This window comes from Pseudomonas sp. DC1.2 (assembly GCF_034351645.1).
Lineage (GTDB): Bacteria > Pseudomonadota > Gammaproteobacteria > Pseudomonadales > Pseudomonadaceae > Aquipseudomonas.
The window spans coordinates 3,930,171-3,946,765 of sequence record NZ_CP133782.1; the positions used below are offsets into that span (position 1 = coordinate 3,930,171).

16 protein-coding genes are annotated in these 16,595 nt (G+C 58.4%); 6 read left to right on the plus strand and 10 right to left on the minus strand.

Annotated features, from left to right (window positions below; genetic code table 11):
* The first annotated feature begins 145 nt into the window (after positions 1-145).
* The 5 genes from mnmC (at position 146) to RHM68_RS17625 (ending at position 7,514) form a co-directional block, all read left to right on the plus strand.
* Positions 146-2,125 (plus strand): bifunctional tRNA (5-methylaminomethyl-2-thiouridine)(34)-methyltransferase MnmD/FAD-dependent 5-carboxymethylaminomethyl-2-thiouridine(34) oxidoreductase MnmC, encoded by a 1,980-nt coding sequence (gene mnmC / locus RHM68_RS17605; RefSeq protein ID WP_322217162.1) that lies wholly within the window; start codon positions 146-148, stop codon positions 2,123-2,125.
* Positions 2,126-2,367: 242 nt separating this feature from the next.
* Positions 2,368-4,140 (plus strand): N-acetylglutaminylglutamine amidotransferase, encoded by a 1,773-nt coding sequence (locus RHM68_RS17610; RefSeq protein WP_322217164.1) that lies wholly within the window; start codon positions 2,368-2,370, stop codon positions 4,138-4,140.
* Positions 4,141-4,143: 3 nt separating this feature from the next.
* Positions 4,144-5,889, plus strand: a complete 1,746-nt coding sequence (gene ngg, locus RHM68_RS17615) for an N-acetylglutaminylglutamine synthetase (protein WP_322217166.1) — start codon at positions 4,144-4,146, stop codon at positions 5,887-5,889.
* Positions 5,890-5,957: 68 nt separating this feature from the next.
* Entirely contained in the window at positions 5,958-7,148 is a 1,191-nt protein-coding gene (locus RHM68_RS17620; protein ID WP_322217168.1) for an osmoprotectant NAGGN system M42 family peptidase, read from the plus strand.
* Between the two features lie 138 nt (positions 7,149-7,286).
* A complete protein-coding gene (locus RHM68_RS17625) occupies positions 7,287-7,514 on the plus strand; it encodes a YheU family protein (protein WP_007945785.1) in 228 nt (75 codons plus the stop codon).
* A 5-nt stretch (positions 7,515-7,519) separates the two neighbouring features.
* Here RHM68_RS17625 and csrA read toward each other — a convergent pair whose 3' ends face one another.
* From csrA to RHM68_RS17640, 3 genes are all read right to left on the minus strand, one after another.
* Positions 7,520-7,714, minus strand: coding sequence for a carbon storage regulator CsrA (csrA, locus tag RHM68_RS17630; protein WP_322217170.1), 195 nt, complete (start codon positions 7,712-7,714; stop codon positions 7,520-7,522).
* A 152-nt stretch (positions 7,715-7,866) separates the two neighbouring features.
* Complete coding sequence (locus RHM68_RS17635; protein WP_322217172.1) at positions 7,867-8,199, minus strand: YnfA family protein; 333 nt, start codon at positions 8,197-8,199, stop codon at positions 7,867-7,869.
* Positions 8,200-8,262: 63 nt separating this feature from the next.
* Positions 8,263-9,078, minus strand: coding sequence for an SDR family oxidoreductase (locus RHM68_RS17640; protein ID WP_322217174.1), 816 nt, complete (start codon positions 9,076-9,078; stop codon positions 8,263-8,265).
* A 410-nt stretch (positions 9,079-9,488) separates the two neighbouring features.
* On the opposite strand from RHM68_RS17640, the gene RHM68_RS17645 reads away from it, so the two are divergent.
* A complete protein-coding gene (locus RHM68_RS17645) occupies positions 9,489-9,647 on the plus strand; it encodes a DUF3309 family protein (protein ID WP_322223839.1) in 159 nt (52 codons plus the stop codon).
* Between the two features lie 59 nt (positions 9,648-9,706).
* Here the strand turns inward: RHM68_RS17645 and RHM68_RS17650 are convergent, their stop codons facing one another.
* From RHM68_RS17650 to RHM68_RS17680, 7 genes are all read right to left on the minus strand, one after another.
* Positions 9,707-11,800, minus strand: a complete 2,094-nt coding sequence (locus tag RHM68_RS17650) for an LTA synthase family protein (RefSeq protein ID WP_322217177.1) — start codon at positions 11,798-11,800, stop codon at positions 9,707-9,709.
* 339 nt (positions 11,801-12,139) lie between these two features.
* Positions 12,140-12,751: an START domain-containing protein gene (locus tag RHM68_RS17655; protein ID WP_322217179.1), complete on the minus strand. Its 612-nt coding sequence runs from the start codon at positions 12,749-12,751 to the stop codon at positions 12,140-12,142.
* 41 nt (positions 12,752-12,792) lie between these two features.
* Positions 12,793-13,047 (minus strand): YkgJ family cysteine cluster protein, encoded by a 255-nt coding sequence (locus tag RHM68_RS17660; RefSeq protein ID WP_322217181.1) that lies wholly within the window; start codon positions 13,045-13,047, stop codon positions 12,793-12,795.
* Between the two features lie 165 nt (positions 13,048-13,212).
* Positions 13,213-13,695: a translation initiation factor 2 gene (locus RHM68_RS17665; protein ID WP_322217183.1), complete on the minus strand. Its 483-nt coding sequence runs from the start codon at positions 13,693-13,695 to the stop codon at positions 13,213-13,215.
* 91 nt (positions 13,696-13,786) lie between these two features.
* The gene (locus tag RHM68_RS17670) at positions 13,787-15,226 is read right to left on the minus strand and encodes a PLP-dependent aminotransferase family protein (RefSeq protein WP_322217188.1); all 1,440 of its coding nucleotides are present in this window, start codon (positions 15,224-15,226) and stop codon (positions 13,787-13,789) included.
* A gap of 201 nt (positions 15,227-15,427) precedes the next feature.
* The gene (locus RHM68_RS17675; RefSeq protein WP_322217190.1) at positions 15,428-16,240 is read right to left on the minus strand and encodes an OmpA family protein; all 813 of its coding nucleotides are present in this window, start codon (positions 16,238-16,240) and stop codon (positions 15,428-15,430) included.
* On the minus strand, positions 16,237-16,593 hold the full coding sequence (locus RHM68_RS17680; protein ID WP_322217192.1) for a DUF4398 domain-containing protein: 357 nt from the start codon (positions 16,591-16,593) through the stop codon (positions 16,237-16,239). The genes RHM68_RS17675 and RHM68_RS17680 overlap by 4 nt, the downstream gene beginning before the upstream one ends.
* Positions 16,594-16,595: the final 2 nt, after the last annotated feature.

The following is a 16,595-nucleotide window of genomic DNA, read 5'->3' on the forward strand; positions in this document are numbered from 1 at the left end:
TCTTTAGCGCAAGGCATGCCTGGCAAGTGGCGATGCCAATGAGGCCGTCGATTTTCCATGATTCGTCACACCGCACCCTTGCCATGGATCAAGCGCCGCACCGTCGATCGGCTAGAATGGCCGACTTGCCGTTGCCGAGCCTGCCATGAAACCCGAATTGCCCCACGCCCAGCTCGACTGGGACGACCAAGGTCGCCCTCATTCTCGTGTATTCGACGATGTGTATTTCTCCGACAAGTCGGGGCTGGAAGAAACCCGTTACGTGTTCCTCGAACAAAACCGTTTGCAGGAGCGTTTTGCCGCGCTGCCGGCGGGCGGGCGTCTGGTCATCGGCGAGACAGGGTTTGGTACGGGCTTAAACTTTCTCTGTGCCTGGCAGTTGTTCGACCAGCACGCTGTGGCAGGCGCCCGTTTGCATTTCGTCAGCGTTGAAAAATACCCGCTCAATGCCGCAGACCTGCAACGGGCCCTGGCGCTGTGGCCAGAACTCAAGGTGTTTGCCGATCAACTGCTGACGCACTACGTCGCCATTCATCAAGGCTTCCAGCGCCTGACCCTGGACAACGGCCGGGTCAGCCTGACATTGCTGATCGGCGACGCGCTGGAACAACTGCCGCAACTGGATGCCCAAATCGACGCCTGGTTTCTCGATGGTTTCGCACCGGCCAAAAACCCCGACATGTGGACCGCCGAACTGTTTGCCGAACTGGCGCGCCTGGCCGCACCCGGCTCGACCATCAGCACTTTTACCAGTACCGGCTGGGTCCGGCGCCTACTCAACGCGGCCGGGTTCAAGATGAAGCGCACCCCCGGCATCGGTCATAAGTGGGAAATACTGCGCGGGGTATTTCTCGGTTGGCCGCAGGAAACCGTCCCCCCTGCCCTGGACAAACCTTGGTTTGCCCGACCGACACCATTGACCGGTGAGCGCAGCGCATTGGTGATCGGCGCCGGGCTGGCAGGTTGCGCCAGCGCCGCCAGCCTCGCCGCGCGGGGCTGGCACGTCAGTCTGCTGGAGCGTCATGCTCATCTGGCGCAAGAAGCATCAGGCAACCCGCAAGGCGTGCTGTACCTGAAACTGTCAGCCCATGGCACCGCGCTCTCGCAACTGATCGTTAGCGGTTTCGGCTACACCCGGCGCCAACTCGAACACTTGCAACGCGGCATCGATTGGGATGACTGCGGCGTACTGCAATTGGCGTTCAATGCCAAGGAGGCCGAGCGTCAGGCCGAACTGGCCGGCGCTTTCTCCCATGATTTGTTGCACCTGCTCGATCAGCCTGAGGCGCAAGTCATGGCAGGCATCGGTCTGACTCACGGCGGCATGTATTTCCCTGAAGGAGGCTGGGTGCATCCACCTGCATTGTGCCAATGGCAAGCCTCGGCACCGAACATCGAGCTGCTTACGCACCATGACGCGCTTGAGTTACGTAAAGTTGATGACCTCTGGCAAGCCTGGGACGGCGAGCGGTTGCTGGCCAGTGCATCGGTGGTGGTGTTGGCCGGTGCGGCGGAAATCCAGCGCTTCAGCCAAAGCGCTGAACTGCCGCTCAAACGTATTCGCGGGCAGATCACCCGACTGGAGCAAACCGCTGAAAGCCAGTCGCTGGCAACCGTGGTGTGCGCCGAAGGTTACGTTGCGCCAGCGCGGCTGGGCGAGCACACCTTGGGGGCCAGTTTCGACTTCAAGAGTGACGACCTGACACCGACCCTGGCCGAACACCAAGGCAACCTGACCATGCTCAAGGAGATTTCCGAAGACCTGGTTACGCGGTTGCAGGTGCCCGATCTTGCGCCTGAAAGCCTGCAAGGGCGGGCCGCCTTCCGTTGCACCAGCCCCGACTACTTACCGATTGTCGGCCCTCTGGCCGACATCACGGTCTTCAACCAGACCTATGCCGCCTTGAGCAAAGACGCCCGACACGTGCCGGACGCCCCCTGTCCGTGGCTGGACGGTTTATACATCAACAGCGGCCACGGCTCACGGGGCCTGATCACCGCGCCACTGTCCGGGGAGTTGTTGGCGGCCTGGCTCGACAACGACCCCCTGCCCCTGCCTAAAAGTGTCGCGCATGCCTGTCATCCGAACCGATTTGCCCTACGGCGGCTGATCCGTGGCAAATGACGCGTGAGCCTGGGGAAGCGCGCGGCTTCCCGAGGATTTAAAACCGCACTGCCCCAGCGTGGCATGGCTATTTAGCACCCCTCTGCCACGCCTCTGAGGCCCTGGATCAGGTCATCGTCTCGCGCCGCTTATAACTTATCGTTCTAAAACTCCCTTTCCCGAGGCGGGTCAGTTTCTGGGTACGCGCTGTTTTGGCGCGGCATCGATTGACCCTCCCCAACGGAAAAACCGGTAAGGACTTTATGTGCGGATTAGCTGGCGAGTTACGCTTTGATCACCAACCTGCCGACCTGGCAGCCATTGAGCGGATCACCCATCACCTTGCACCTCGTGGACCAGACGCGTGGGGCTTTCACGCCCAAGGGCCGATTGCCCTGGGCCATCGGCGCCTGAAAATCATGGACCTGTCGGACGGCTCGGCGCAGCCGATGATCGACAACGACCTGGGCCTGTCCCTGGCCTTCAACGGCGCAATTTACAACTTCCCGGAACTGCGCACCGAGCTTGAAAGCCTCGGTTATGCCTTCTATTCAGGCGGCGACACTGAAGTGCTGCTCAAGGGCTACCACGCTTGGGGAGAAGCACTGCTGCCAAAGCTCAACGGCATGTTTGCGTTTGCCATTTGGGAGCGTGATGCCCAACGCCTGTTTATCGCTCGCGACCGCCTCGGCGTGAAGCCGCTGTACCTGTCACGCACCGGTCAGCGCTTACGCTTCGCCTCGGCGTTGCCGGCGTTGCTCAAGGGCGGCGACATCAACCCGCTACTTGATCCGGTAGCACTCAACCATTACCTGAATTTCCATGCTGTGGTCCCGGCACCGCGCACCTTGTTGGCGGGCATCGAAAAACTGCCGCCGGCGACCTGGATGCGCATCGAGGCCGACGGCAGCACTGAGCAAAAAACCTGGTGGACGCTGCCCTACGGCCCCCGCCCCGATGAAGTCAATCTGACACTGGAAGACTGGCGTGACCGTGTGCTCGACAGCACTCGCGATGCCGTAGCCATCCGTCAACGGGCGGCGGTGGATGTCGGCGTGCTGCTGTCCGGCGGCGTCGATTCGAGCCTGTTGGTCGGTTTGCTGCGTGAAGTCGGCGTGGAGAACCTGTCGACGTTCTCCATCGGTTTCCAGGATGCCGGTGGCGAGCGCGGCGACGAGTTTCAATACTCGGACCTGATCGCCAAACACTACGGCACCCAGCACCATCAACTGCGCATCGACGAAAAAGAGATCATCGAGCAACTTCCGGCAGCGTTTCGTGCGATGAGCGAACCGATGGTCAGCCATGACTGCATCGCCTTCTACCTCTTGTCACGAGAAGTGGCCAAACACTGCAAGGTGGTGCAAAGCGGCCAGGGCGCGGACGAGTTGTTCGCGGGTTACCACTGGTATCCCCAGGTGGACGGCGCCAGCGACCCGTATGCGGCTTATCGCACTGCGTTTTTCGACCGCAGCTACGACGACTACGCTGCCACCGTACAGCCGAAGTGGCTGACCGCGAATGACGCGGCTGGCGACTTCGTAAAGGAACATTTCGCACAGCCCGGCGCCGATGCCGCGGTGGACAAGGCCCTGCGTCTGGACAGCACCGTGATGCTGGTCGACGACCCGGTCAAACGCGTCGACAACATGACCATGGCCTGGGGCTTGGAAGCGCGCACGCCGTTTCTCGACTACCGCCTGGTGGAATTGTCAGCACGGGTGCCGGGCAAATACAAACTGCCCGACGGTGGGAAACAAGTCCTGAAAGAAGCGGCACGGTTGGTCATTCCAAGCGAAGTCATCGACCGCAAAAAAGGCTACTTCCCGGTGCCAGGTCTCAAGCATTTGCAGGGCGACACACTGAATTGGGTCCGCGAACTGCTGCTCGATCCGAGCCAGGACCGCGGGCTGTTCAACCCGGCCATGCTCGACCGCCTGCTGACCGATCCACAAGGCCAGTTGACCCCGTTGCGCGGCTCGAAGCTGTGGCAACTGGCGGCGCTGAATCTGTGGCTCAGCGAACAAGGAATCTGATTGATGAAACCCCATGCCACGGCTTACAACCAACGCTTGCTGCGTGGCCAGGCCCCCACCTACGAACGATTGCAGGCACGTCTGGCCGAAGACGGCAGTGAACGAGGCGCGGCACCGATTGCGGTGCATTGCGGGTGGGGCCGGCTGTTGATTGGCCATACCTTCCCCGACCCGGCAAGCCTCGCTCTAGAGTTGCTCAACGAGCAACCAGGCGAGCGCGACATCGCGCTGTATGTCGCCGCGCCCCAGCAAGTGCTGGGGCTGGAGCCGGCGCAATTGTTTCTCGATCCGTCCGACACGTTGCGTTTGTGGTTCAGCGACTATCGACAGGCCACGCGAGTGTTTCGTGGCTTTCGCATTCGCCGCGCGCAAAGCGACGCCGATTGGCAGGCAATCAATCTGCTGTACCAGGCCCGAGGCATGCTGCCCATCGACGCGTCGCTGCTAACCCCGCGACATCAAGGCGGTCCGGTGTATTGGCTGGCCGAAGACGAAGACAGCGGCGCGGTGATCGGCAGCGTGATGGGCCTCAATCATCAAAAGGCTTACAACGACCCGGAAAACGGCAGTAGCCTCTGGTGCCTGGCGGTGGATCCCCACTGCTCGCGGCCTGGGGTCGGTGAAGTGCTGGTGCGGCACTTGATCGAGCATTTCATGAGTCGTGGCCTCAGTTACTTGGACCTGTCGGTGTTGCACGACAACCGACAGGCGAAAAACCTGTACGCCAAGCTCGGTTTTCGCAACCTGTCGACCTTCGCCATCAAGCGCAAGAACGGTATCAACCAGCCGCTGTTTCTCGGCCCGGGCCCGGAAGTCGAGTTCAATCCTTATGCACGGATAATCGTCGAAGAAGCCCATCGTCGCGGCATCGATGTCCAAGTCGACGATGCCGACGCCGGCCTGTTCACCCTCAGCCACGGCGGACGCCGGGTGCGCTGCCGCGAATCGCTCAGTGACCTGACCAGCGCTATCAGCATGAGCCTGTGCCAGGACAAAAGCCTGACCCACAAAGTGCTCAAAGCGGCCGGCCTGAAGCTACCTTCTCAGCAATTGGCCGCAAACGCTGACGACAATCTGGCGTTTCTCGATGAGCACCAGCGGGTGGTGGTTAAACCGCTGGACGGCGAACAAGGCCAAGGCGTGGCCGTGGATTTACAGACGATTGAGGAGGTCCAGCAAGCCATTGAGGCCGCCCGGAAATTCGACAATCGAGTGCTTCTGGAAAGCTTCCACGAAGGGTTGGACCTGCGAATTCTGGTGATCGGTTTCGAGGTCGTTGCCGCGGCCATACGCCGGCCAGCAGAAGTGGTTGGTGACGGTCAGCACTCCATTGGCGCGTTGATCGAAGCCCAGAGCCGACGTCGCCAGGCGGCGACCCAAGGTGAAAGCAAGATCCCACTGGACCACGAAACCCAACGCACGTTGCAGGCAGCGGGTTACGACTACAACAGCGTGCTGCCGGCAGGTGAGCACCTGTTCGTGCGACGCACGGCGAATCTTCATACCGGCGGCATTCTTGAGGACGTCACCGCAATCCTGCATCCGACGCTGGTGGATGCCGCCGTGCGCGCGGCGCGGGCCTTGGACATCCCAATGGTCGGGCTCGACCTCATGGTGCCTGCCGCCGACCAGCCGGATTATGTGTTTATCGAAGCCAACGAGCGCGCCGGCCTGGCCAACCATGAACCGCAGCCAACGGCGGAGCGGTTTGTGGATTTGTTGTTTCCGCACAGTCAACCAGCGGTTTAATCCTCTCCTTATGATTGTTCCCGTGCTTTGCATGGGAACAATCAACTCGTTACTCATCAGGAGTTTCCATGACCCGCAAAATTCCCGAACCGGATCTCAACTACCTGCAAAAAGTCCTGCTGGAGATGCTTGCTATCCCCAGCCCTACCGGGTTTACCGACACCATTGTGCGTTACGTCGCCGAGCGGCTCGAAGAGCTTGGCATTCCCTTTGAAATGACCCGTCGCGGCACCATACGCGCCACCCTCAAAGGACAAAAAAACAGCCCGGACCGCGCGGTTTCAGCGCACCTGGACACCATCGGCGCCGCCGTTCGCGCGGTGAAAGATAATGGTCGCCTGACCCTCGCGCCGGTGGGCTGCTGGTCCAGCCGTTTTGCTGAAGGCAGCCGGGTCAGCCTGTTTACCGACAACGGCGTGATTCGCGGCAGTGTGTTGCCGCTGATGGCCTCGGGGCATGCGTTCAACACCGCCGTGGATGAGCTGCCCATCAGTTGGGACCATATCGAGTTACGCCTGGACGCCTATTGCGCTACGCGTGCCGATTGCGATTCGCTGGGAATCAGTGTCGGCGACTTCGTCGCCTTTGATCCGTTGCCGGAGTTCACTGACAGCGGCCACATCAGCGCGCGCCACTTGGACGACAAAGCCGGAGTCGCAGCTTTGCTCGCAGCGCTCAAGGCAATCATCGACAGCGGTGAAGAACTGATGATCGACTGTCATCCGCTATTCACCATTACCGAAGAAACCGGCAGTGGCGCGGCAGCAGCGTTACCGTGGGACGTCAGTGAATTTGTAGGCATCGACATTGCGCCGGTCGCCCCAGGTCAACACTCCAGCGAACACGCCGTGAGCGTAGCCATGCAAGATTCCGGCGGGCCTTACGACTATCACCTGTCTCGGCATCTGCTGCGCCTGGCCAGTGACAATGAATTGCCGGTCCGCCGCGATCTGTTCCGCTATTACTTCAGCGATGCCCATTCGGCAGTCACCGCCGGCCACGACATTCGCACCGCCCTGCTGGCGTTCGGCTGCGATGCGACTCACGGCTACGAACGCACGCATATCGACAGCCTGGCAGCCCTCAGTCGCCTACTGGGCGCCTACATCCTCAGCCCGCCGGTATTTGCCAGTGACGCACAACCGGCCAAAGGCTCGCTGGACCGCTTCAGTCATCAAATCGAACACGAGACGCAGATGGAAAGCGATACGCGGGTGCCGTCGGTGGACAGCTTGGTAGGCCAACGCTCCGACAACTGACGCCGGAGGGCTTTGCGTTGCCTGGAGAATCGCCATCGCGAGCGTGCTCGCGATGGCGACAACGCACCGCATGAGTCCGGACTAGCCGCCACCGGCCATTGGCCGTAGCATCGCCACATTGTTTTAACCGAGGTGCCTATGCTGATCCCCTACGACCAACTCGAAGTCGACACCCTGACCCGCCTGATCGAGGATTTCGTGACCCGTGACGGCACGGATAACGGCGATGACACGCCGCTTGAGACCCGTGTATTACGCGTTCGCCAGGCATTGACCAAAGGCCAGGCACTGATCGTCTTCGACCCCGAAAGCGAGCAATGCCAGTTGATGCTCAAGCACGACGTGCCCAAGCACCTGTTTGACTGAAGCCTTCAGCGACCCTTGCTCTGGGCACGCTGGACCTGTTGAACCTGGATGCGCTCATACACCTCGGCTCGATGAACACTGACGTTTTGCGGGGCCTCCACGCCCAAGCGCACATTTGCGCCATTGACGGCCAAAATGCGCACGGAGATGTTGTCGCCAATCGAAATCAATTCGCCGACAACGCGGCTAAGTACAAGCATGGAATTTATCCTTCAAGGTTACCGGACCTTGAAGATGCCCCGTGCGCCGCACGCCGACAATGAGACGGCAGCAAAACAGTCCCGCCCTACAACGCCTAAAGAATCTACTGACAGATACGCCCCGCAAAACCATCCAATGAAGGATCGGTCCGTCAGGCAGCGCTAAAACGCGGGCCAAATAAAATAACGCTGGCGCCGATGACGCACAGTGCGACACCGATCCAGTCCGAGCTGAGCGGACGCACACGCTCAACCACCGCCAGCCAGCCAATTGACGCAATGATATAGATGCCACCGTAGGCGGCGTAAGCACGACCGGCGTAGGTCGCTTCGACTCGGGTCAGCAGCAGCGCGAACAGGGTCAGGCTTAATATTGCTGGCACAACCCACAGCGCGCTTTTGCCCTGTCGCAGCCACATCCAGAAAGCGAAGCAGCCCGCAATTTCGAACAGTGCTGCGAGGAAAAACCATACGTAATTGAGCATACGAACGACTCGTGAGAATGGCGTTGGCGCTCACCCTAACGACGCCCTTGCCCAAGGGCAAGTTCAGCCCGCCGTTTGTTTGGCCTTGGCGCGCATTTTGTCGGCCATGACGGTCATTTCGTTGTAGAGCAATTGTGGGTTCTTTTGTTTGATCGCCCAGGCCATGCGACCTTGTTCGTGGGGCAGGATCATGAACTCATCCGCTGCGACCTGCTGGTAGATGTAATCGGCAATATCAGAGGCGCTGATGGGTGAGCTTTCAAGCAACTTGCCGACTTGGGCTTTCATGGCCGGAGTCGGGCCACGAAAGGAATCCAGTAAGTTGGTCTGAAAGAACGACGGACAAACCACATGCACACCGACTTCCTGTTGGGCGAGTTCAATCAGCAAGCTTTCAGACAATGCGACCACACCGGCCTTGGCCACGTTGTAGTTGCTCATGGCAGGGCCTTGCATCAGCGCCGCCATCGACGCGATGTTGATGATCTTGCCCTTGCTTTTTTCCAGCAGCGGCAGAAACGCCTTGCACCCCTTGACCACGCCCATCAAGTTGATCGCGATCTGCCAGTCCCAATCTTCCAGTGACAGCTCACTAAAGAACCCGCCCGAGGCCACCCCGGCATTATTGACGATGACATCGACACCACCGAGTTTCTCTTCGCAAGCCTGGGCCAAAGCGGTCAACTGGCTGTAGTCGCGCACATCGCAGCGCTGGGTAAACCCTTCACCGCCCGCCTCTCGAACACGTTTCAGCGTTTCCTGCAAACCAGCCTCGCTGACGTCTGACAGTGCCAACTGCCAGCCCTCGCGCGCCCAGCGCAGCGCGATTTCTCGACCCAGGCCAGAGCCCGCGCCAGTGATCATCATGCGATTTTGCATAGCAGACAGCCTTGTTGTTCCGGGAAAGATCCAGCGAGTGTAGCGAAGGATATTGGCTTAACCACGCTCCATCAGATTGCTGAATAGCGTGAGCAAACCCGCGCAGTGAGTGCGTAGGTTTACAGCAGAGCGCGCGGCCTCCTTTGCGAACAAACCTTTGCTCATACGGGCTCTTCAGCACGCCAACATGACGTGTTCGCCAACGCGGCGATGCAGTTAATCAGACAAAGTTCCACGCGCGCACAACAACTACTGGAGCGAAAAAGAAATAAGCCCGCGATCTAAAAACGTTAAAAAAAATTTGAATTATTTTTCAGGTGTAGCAGTCGGACCTTGTAAGCAGTTCGGATTCCTTGCGTTCCAGCTGACAGTTAAAAATCAAGTCACTCTCGAATACTTAGAACAAGGAAATAGACATGGGCACTATTCTGATCGTTATTCTAATCTTGCTGCTGGTAGGGGGACTGCCAGTCTTCCCACACTCCAGAAGTTGGGGTTATGGCCCGTCCGGCATCATCGGCGCAGTACTCGTAGTGCTGCTTGTTTTGCTCTTGCTCGGCAGAATATAAAGACTTAACAGGCAAAAAAAAGAGGCTCTTAAAGAGCCTCTTTTTTATTGCATCAACCGTTAATTCAGTTTGCTGTCCACCACACCAGCGGTGTTGTCCAGCAGGCTTTTGGTCGCGGTTTGCAGGAACGACTCAAGCTTGCGCTGAAGCTCGGCTTCATCAGCAGCGGCGGGGATCAAGTCGCCTTTCGGGTTGGCGCCCAATTCGTACCGGTACAACTTAGGTGGCATATCTTTGGGCAAGACCAATACACGGTCGGCGGTCAGCAATGCGACCGTCTGCTCGCTGCCCGAAGGCTTGATCACGCCGAAGCCCTTGTCGCCTGGCGGCAAGTTCAGCAAGTCACGCCCCCAACATTGATGCACGACATCGCCACCGACGCGCCCCATGATCGTTGGCACGATGTCGATCTGAGTGCCCACTGTGTGGTCACGCTGGCCGAATTTTTCCTGGATACCAGGCCCGACCATCAGCATCGGCACGTTGAAGCGGCCCAGGTCCATTTCGGTAATTTGCTGCTCGTTACCAAAACCGTGGTCACCCACCACCACGAACAGCGTTTCCTTGAAGTAAGGCTCTTTACGAGCCTTCTCAAAGAACTGCCCCAACGCCCAGTCGGAATAGCGCATGGCGGTCAAGTGTTCGTTCAGGCTGCCACGGTCAGTCACCGGTTCCACCGGCAACGGCGTCGGCAATGCGTATGGCGTGTGGTTGGAGAGGGTCTGTAGCAAGGCATAAAACGGCTTTTTATCCGTGCCATCGCGTGCCTTCAACTCTTCCAGGCCTCGGTCAAACATGTCTTGGTCGGACACGCCCCACGTCGGGTCGGAGAACACCGGATTGACGAAGTCATTACGCCCGATGAAGTTGGTCATGCCTTGGTTGCTGAAGAACCCCGACTGATTGTCCCAGGCGAAATCGCCGTTATAGACATACACATCATCGTAGTCGCGGCCACTCAGCAACTGCGGCAGGCCAGACAGCTTGTGACTGCCTTCGGGGGTCTGCATCAGGTACTCGAAACCGGGCAGGTTCGGGAAGCAAGCCATGGTAGCGAACATGCCCTGGTGGGTATGCGTACCGTTGGAGAAAAAGCGGTCGAACAACAGCCCTTCTTTCGACAGTTTGTCGAAGGCCGGCGTGATGTTGCCCGGGCGACCCAGCGCACCTACCGAGTGACCGGCGAAGCTTTCCATCAGGATCACCACGACGTTTTTGATCGGCAACGTCTTGCTGGCGTCCGGGGTGTAGTTACGGCGGACGGCGGCACTGTCGGCATCCACCAGCTTATCGCTTGGGGTGAGCAGCATGTCACGCACGATTTGCTGGGCTACCGGCTGATCCAGCGTGGCCTTCCAAATGTTGCTGTGTTCATCCGACATGCGGCTCTTGGCCGCCGCGATCAGTTGCAAGGTGCCATTAAGGCCCAACTGGTTGGCGAAGTTTGAGTCAGTGGTGTAAACGTCACCCCAGCGCAGTGGCGGGCCCTGGCGCAAGGTGCCACGGGCGGCGACCACGCAGACCAACAAGCAAACCACGAATACCGCAATGCGCGTGTACCACGGGGCAATCTGCCGAGTGCCGATGCTGCCGCCACTGAAAGGACCACGAGGACGGGTGGCGCGGTCGGCGCCCTTGAACGCCAGCGTCAAAATCAGGGTGCCAACGGCCCAAGCCAGCAGGTAGCGAACGACTGGAAAACCGTACCAGAGCATGCTCATCACGGTTTTTGGATCTTCCTTCACATATTGGAAGACCAAGCCGTTGAGGCGCTGGTGGAACTCACGGTAGAAGTCCATCTCCATCAGACCGAGGAACAGCGCAATGCTCGAAGCGACGGTCAACCAGAAGCGGAAGAATCCGCGTGCTGCCATGGCGCGCACGCTAAACAATGCCAGCAACAACGGAATACAGATGTAAACCACCAGGCGCAAATCGAAACGCAAGCCGTTAGCAAACGCTTCGAGGAAAGTCGACGCTGGTGTGTTGAGGATCATCTCGCGGTTATAAGCCAACAGCGCAACGCGCAGCAGGGTAAACATGACCATCATGACCAGAGCGCACAGCAGCGTGTAGGCCAGATGCGATTTGACGGTCGGTTGCAGCAGGCGACTAGAAGCTCGCTGCTGACTCAGGGCGTCCGGGTTTGCCATGTCGTTTTAGGACCCATTGGAAGTTAAAGTTTCAAAATACAGCGACACATTGTCCTCTGTTGGTCTGTTCCCAGACCTCGGGGTTTGCGCGGTGCGCAAATGTTGCACGATCACCCGCGGCATTGCCATTGATTACTGTCTGGCATGCACAAGTCCCGCTTTAAACACCAGAAAACAAGCCACCTAACGCAAAGCTGCATGTGAAGTTGGAGGGAACGAATTGTCTTGGAGGCTTTGTGAAAATTTCGTTCAACGCATATTTTGAAACAAAATACAGCACCTAAACAAACGCCCCGAAGAGTCGGGGCGTTTGTTGACGGTCAAAAACCAATCGCTGTCTTATGGTTTCTCGGCGCGATCTTTCAGCGCCTTGAGGGTATTAAACGGCGCATCGACCACAAATTTGTTGGCCAACCACGACGGCACGCTGCCGCCCGGCTCGGTGTGGACCTGGTAGGTCACTTCGATCTGATCGGCGCCTTTAGGCACGAATTTCCAGAAACCTTCAACCTGAGCGACCCGCACAAAGCCCTTTTCTTCAGGAAGGTAGGTCGGCACACCTTCGAGCTTGCGTGTCAGGCTGCCATCGGCGCCTTCGACCGTGGTGACATGCAACACCGAATCTCGCGCGGTAACCGGCCATGGCGTATTGAACTGCGTGTAAGTCCAGCTTTGGTCGCCTTCGTGCTTGAGCAGCTTCTGCGTCTTGCACTCATGAATCCAGGCACAGGCCCCTGCGACGTCTTCCTGCAATGCACGCAGTTTGGCCATGCTGGTTTTCATGACTGTAACGCCACGGTAAGCCTTGTATTGAGAGCCCGGCACTTCACTCAGGGAAACTTTGATACCGCCCTCGTCCTTGGCGGTTTTCCAGTCCTCGGCGTGGGCGGCCGTAGTGGCCAGTAACACCGTCAAACCACACAGCACAGCAATACGATGCAGCGAACCCATAGTCTTATTCCTTATTGTTGAAGTTGCGTTCGTTGAACACATCATGCAGCCGTCATTTGTTCCCACCAGCCCAACAGTTTTATCGCTTCTTCACTGCTGCCACCGCAGACCTCGGCATCGGCTGTGAATGCAGAACAAACTGTCGGACGTTCTGCCTGGCCGAAAATATTGCACATATTTTCGACAGAAAGCTGGACGCAACGTTCTCCCGCCGCTTTGCCATTGGGCATACCGGGAATCGATGAACTGATGGACGGGGCAATACAACAGGCGCCACAGCCTTCACGGCATTTCATGACGACGAGCTCCTGGCAACGGGCAGTGTGTTAAAGGACGGGGCACAGAGTAACCGCTAAAACGGTTGTTTTAAATTACCTGTGCCGGGGTTTTTTCGCTTAAACGAACGTGACTGACCAGTCGACGACGAAGCGTCTGGTTTGCGCATCATGGAGGGGAACGATTTACTGCTTGAACTCGAAATCCAGCGCTGCGCCTTCGACGTCCCGGCGCTCTTCATTACGCAGTTGCAACTGCATTTCGTTACTCAGCAAACGGCCGTTGAGCTGGAAGGGGCTGCTCCCGGTCTTGTCACCGAACATTTGCGGAAATGCCGTGTCGTGCCGGGACAATGGCACCGTGCCAATCGGCTGTAGCTGCTTGACCATTTCGGGGGGCAGGCTCAGATCGAGTTTGGCCGGTGGCAATCGGGTTTTCGCGACTTCGCTGGCCGATTTCGACTTGGAGGCAGTAGAAGCACGCCGCTTCGCTGGAGGCGCTTTCTTTTTAACCGCTACCGCTTTTTTGTCCTGCACCGGTGCATTCGGCGTTGCCGCAGGACGGTGAGTAGCCGGGTTATCTTGAATGGAACTTGCCATGACGCCGTCCGTATAGACGGTCATCAGTAGGCAGATAAACAGCCAGGCGGCAGAAAAAATAGTCTTCATAGACCCAACGGCGCTAACGGCAGAGGGCCATATGCTCGCCTGTTGAACGCGACATGACAAGAGTGAGCTGAGCAAGCCATTCCCAGCCATGTCAAAAACCGACTGCTGTCTCCTGGCACAGCTGGGTGGCGAGCAGCCCTAGAGTCATCAATGCTCGTTCCGCTTCACGGTTCCAGGGAATCCCACAGTTCAAGCGTATGCAGTGGTTGAATTGCTCGGTGTTACTGAAAATCAGGCCCGGCGCAATGCTGATACCCTGCTGCAAAGCACGCACGTGGAGTTCTTGGGTATTGACCCGTCCCGGCAGACTCACCCACAGAATGAAACCGCCGGTAGGTCGGGTCATTTGCGTGCCTTCGGGGAAGTACTGCTGCACGGCAAGTTGGAAAGCACTGAGATTTTTACGGTACTCCTGCCGGATGTAGCGCAAATGCCGGTCGTAACCACCGTTCTCTAAATAGGCTGCAATCCCCATCTGTGTAACGCTGCATGCCGAATGAGTGCTGAATGTCTGCAAACGCTGGATTTCCTGCTGATATTTACCGGCGATCATCCAGCCGATTCGCACGCCTGGGGACAGCGTCTTGGAAAAACTTGAGCAGTAAATCACTCGGTCCAGACGGTCGTAGGCTTTCAGCGCCTTGGTACGGCCCTGCTCGAACATCAGTTCGCCATAGATGTCGTCTTCGACGATCTGGATGTCGAAATCAGAGGCCAGACGCAGCAGTTGTTTCTGCCGCTCTTCTGGCATGGTGCCGCCCAAGGGATTGCTCAGGCGAGTGGTCAGTACCAAGGCCTTGATCGACCATTGGTTAGCCGCCAGTTGCAGGGCTTCAAGGCTCATCCCGGTGGCTGGATCGCTGGGAATCTCGATAACTTTGAGGCCCAGCAGATCGGCCAGTTGCAGCAACCCGTAATAAGTCGGCGACTCGGCGGCAATCAGATCGCCCGGACGGGTCAGGACACGCAGCGACATCTGCAAGGCGTCGACGCAACCGTGGGTGATGACGACCTCCGAGGGATCGACCACCACCCCGGCATCGCGCATGCGAATCGCCACCTGACGGCGCAACGGCTCGAACCCCGGACTGAACATGTAGCTGAACGCACGTGGGCTCTGGAAACGGGTGACTTTGGCCAGTTGCTGATGCAAGGCACGCACGGGCAGGTAATCGACACTCGGCACGGCCGCGCCCAGAGGAAAGACACCCTCGCGGCGTGACTCAACCAGCACTTGCTGAATGATACTGCTGCGAGTGACCAAGCCAGGACGCTCGACCCGTGCGATGTCCGGCGTCGGCGCCGTCAACGCGGGCGTCTGGTGTACGTAGTAACCGGACTGCGGCCGAGCGCGGATCAGCCCTTGATCCTCAAGATTGGCGTAGGCCTGCAGCACCGTCGCATGGCTGACGTTGAGCTGCGAGCTCATCTTGCGCACCGAAGGCACGCGCTCCCCCGGTTGATAGACACCCCGACGGATGTCTTCGGCCAGTTGCTGAGCAATACGTTGATAGAGCAAAAGATTGGTCATGACGCAGCACTCGATTTCACGGGCATTTTATTCTTGTGCGAAACAATACCGGAACAGTTTAGAAGTGTACTGGGACAGTTGCCACAATAGACGACCGTACAGTGCAGTGTCAGCAAAAACTGTACTGTTTTTTCGAGGCAATCGACAGGCAAAAAAAACCCGGCACTGCTGAACAGGCCGGGCTTTCCAGTAACGCGGCCCTTAGCGGGCAGCGCCGAGCTGGCCTTTTTCGTCGGAGAACACAATTTCCACCCGACGGTTTTGTGCTCGCCCCCGCTCGGAGGCGTTCACATCAACCGGGTATTCATCACCATAGCCTTCGACTTGAATACGTTTATCGTCGATGCCCAAGTCCATCAGCACGTCCGCCACGGATTGCGCCCGGTCACGGGACAGCTTGAGGTTTTCCTGCTTACCGCCGGTGCTGTCGGTGTAGCCCTCGATGCGTACCACACGCTTTGGATTGAGTTGCAGAAACTGCACAATCTTGAGTACGACGCGATTCGCCGAATTCTTCAACTCAGCTTCTCCGGTGTCGAAGAGCACGTCGCCAAGCGTCATCACCAGACCGCGGTCAGTCTGGGTCGTAGCCAGCGCAACGATCTGCTCTTCTAGCCACTTGCCCTGCTGCTGCACACTGATCAGCTTTGATTCGCGCAAGGCCAGTTGCAGACGCTGACGCTCGAGTTCAAGTTTCGTTTCCCGCTCTTGGTTGAGCACTTGGTTGCTGTGCTCCCGAGCGATTTCACTGTATCGCTGGCTCAGATAAGCGTAGTGCGCAACATCCGCGCCACTGCCCCAATAGCTGGACAGACGATCAGCACGAGCCAGGGACTCACCGGCGCGTATCACGTCCTTGGGCGCGATACGCAACACGTTGGCATCTTCCTTGACCTTCTGGAAGTCGGCGCTGGCGAGCTGCAACGCCACGTCACTGTGCTGGCCGGCACACCCGTAAAGGGTTGCGCAGCCTGCCAGGATCAATCCGCCGAGGGCTTTGCTCTTGAGGCTCATTTGGCATCTCCCAGTTGCTTACGCAGGCGAGCGATGCGGGTATTGAGTACGTTCAATTGCTCCTGACTCTTGAGGGTCAACACGCGGGCTTCGGCAAGACGCGCGTCTAGCTCAGCCTGCTCGGCTTGCATGCGCGCGTCCTTGAAGGATTGCTCGGTCATGTCAGCCTTGGCCTGGGCGAACTTGTCTTCGGCCAGTCTCAGCTCCGGCACTTCGTCTGCGGTGGCGCCAACAGCCTTGGCTTGCTCCACCGCCTGCTCAGTCAAGCGTATCTGTTCATTCGGCGCCGGATCGGCTGCACAACCCGCCAGAGCCAGAACGGCCAGGGCAGCGAAAGGAGGTCGAATACTCACTA